Origin of the sequence: Maribacter sp. (assembly GCF_016744255.1) — a bacterium.
Taxonomy (GTDB): Bacteria; Bacteroidota; Bacteroidia; order Flavobacteriales; family Flavobacteriaceae; genus Maribacter_B.
On sequence record NZ_JADGES010000174.1, the window covers coordinates 1 to 2,443 of the forward strand.

2 protein-coding genes are annotated in these 2,443 nt (G+C 30.3%); both read right to left on the minus strand.

Annotated elements, in window-relative coordinates; all coding sequences use genetic code 11:
* Positions 1 to 486, minus strand: a 486-nt coding sequence (locus tag QZZ51_RS16505; protein ID WP_291871693.1) for a BspA family leucine-rich repeat surface protein, incomplete at its 3' end; no start/stop codon positions are given.
* A gap of 291 nt (positions 487 to 777) precedes the next feature.
* Positions 778 to 2,394 carry an AraC family transcriptional regulator gene (locus QZZ51_RS16510; protein WP_291871695.1) on the minus strand — a complete coding sequence of 539 codons (1,617 nt, stop codon included), beginning with the start codon at positions 2,392 to 2,394 and terminating at the stop codon, positions 778 to 780.
* Between the last annotated feature and the right edge of the window lie 49 nt (positions 2,395 to 2,443).

Here is a 2,443-nt window from a genome sequence, read left to right on the forward strand (position 1 = left end):
GCTAACATTCCAATTATTAATAATGCCGTTGAAAGAGCTGGCATTCTTAAACATATTTTTTAATGTAGAAACTTGCGATAAGTCTGGAGAATCGATAGCATCAAAATTTATATTTTCACAGCCATAAAAAGCATTTTCCATGGTTTCCCATTGTATAGTGCCCCAAGCCAAAATTTCTATTATTTTTAGTTTGTCACCAGTATTATTAAAATAGATAGATGGGAAAGTGCCACTAATTAAAATAGTGTGCAGACCTTGCGAAGCATATATATGTGTAATATCTCCAGTTACATTAGTCTCTATGTTACCATCTCCCCAATCTATATTGTAATTGTAGGTATACCCTGGGTTTGTTGGTATTGTAATTTCATTAACAGCTGATGAACCTGTACTGGTATTTGTTGTGTTCCAAGTAGTTTCAAAACTTTGTCCTAAAAGACAAAAGCTAAGAAATAAAAAGAGGGTGGTGAGTATATGTTTTAGCATGGTAGGTTTGAGTATTTAGATGTAACGCATAGTTTTTTTAAATATGATAAAAGCACCTCAGTAATTTGTATTTTTTGTTGTGAACCCTGTGTTTTTATAAGTAAAAAAGGTAAAATTATAAGATACTTTGGTAGAAAAAATCACGGAATCCAGTGAAGTTTTAGAAAGCAGTTTCTGAGGCATTACATTTAGCATAGAAAAACAAAACGTTGCTCTATAGACTAAATTGTTCTAATTGTACCACTCGTTTGAGTGGTACTTGATTTTTTATATTAGAAGAGAAAAGGGGGGTTAAGAGTTTTGTTTTTCTCGGTATTCCGATGGCGTAAGTCCTGTATAATTTTTAAAAACTCTATTAAATGATGTTTTACTTTTAAAACCTGAATCAAAAGCTATTGCAATCATTTTGGAGTCCATAGTCTTTGGGTTTTTTAATAAATTCTGAGCTTCAATAACACGGTAGGAGTTTATGAAATTATAGAAATTCTGTTCCAATTCGTAATGTAAAACCTCCGATAGATGATGACTACTTAAGTTTAGTTTTTTTGCTAATTCTGATTGATTTATCGAGGCGTTTAAATGAGGTTTTTTATCCTGCATATATTCCAAAAGGCTATTTTTATATCTAAGTCTATCTTCTTTGGATAAAGAGGAATTTTGGTATGGAATTACTTCTTTTTTATTTATACTAGAACTTTTTGTCTGGGTATTATTTTGGTTATGAATTTCTTTTTTTAAGGTCGTGTATTGGGCTTGTAGTAGTAGTTTGTTTTTTTCTTCTTTTTTCTTTAGGTGGATATAAAAAATTAAACATCCGACTAAAAGAAGTAATGCAATAGACCCCGATACAATAAGGCTCTTCTTATTTTTAAGAAGTAAAGAAATTGTTTCATTACCCTTTACGATTTCCCCTTCTTTATCACTAATTTCCTTTTTTAAATCTAATTGCGAAGCCTTATTAGTATTTTCAAGAAATATACCACGAGTTTTTGTGTAATTTTTTTGCTCCACATGGGAAGCCTTAATATCTCCTAGACTTTCATATACCTGAGCTAAGTGCTCATGGCAATACATTTCTATTTCTAAATGTTTAATAGAATTTGCAATTTTATTAGCTTCTTTTAAATACGTAAGTGCCTTGGAAGTATTATTTTCTTTGTAGTACGAGATTCCTATATTTAAAAGTAACCAAGCTCTTTTTTTAGTTGGTTTTTCTGGATCTGTATAGGCCAATGCTTCATTACCGACTGCAATTGCTTTTTTATATTTTTTTTGCTGATATAGGATATCGCAAATATCATTTACAGCAGATGCTATAACACCTTTGTTGTTATTTTTTTCGCCAATTTCTTTTGCTCTATAGGCATAATCCAGAGCTTTGTTTAGTTCTCCTAAACCAGAATAGTTATTAGATAACCCTACAAGCGCTGCTGCTTTTATCATAGTAGAGTTTTTGGCATTATTAGCAACTTCTAGTACATCTTCCATTATTTCTATGCCTTTATCATATAATTCAATATCATAATAGGTATTGCCTAAATTTACCAAGACTACTGTTCTCGTTTTAAAATCTTCGGGTATAATTTTACATTTTTCTAAAGCGGTATGATATAGGAGAATAGATTTTTGCTGTTCTGCTCTATTATTAAAGTAGATAGCTTGGTTGGTTAAAGAAAGAATATGCATTTTTGTTAAACCATGCTCTTTTGCTACTAATTCTAAAGAATCACTATACGTTTTATGTAATTCGTATTCTGCGTTACTATAATTTTCTTGTAGTTTTTTTAAATAAAAAAGAGCCCTTTTTTGAGCGGTAGAAGCAATTTCTGTTTTATTAGAAAAATCTTGTGCTTTTATACTAGTGCATAGAGAAAGAAATAGTAAGAAGAGAAAAGAGAAATTTTTCATTTTGTTGATTATGAGGTAGTAATATACTATTTTCTGCAAAAATCAATGA

Excerpts from the sequence above, each read along its gene's own strand:
- QZZ51_RS16510 (WP_291871695.1), bottom strand. The coding sequence starts at position 2,394 with ATGAAAAATTTCTCTTTTCTCTTCTTACTATTTCTTTCTCTATGCACT.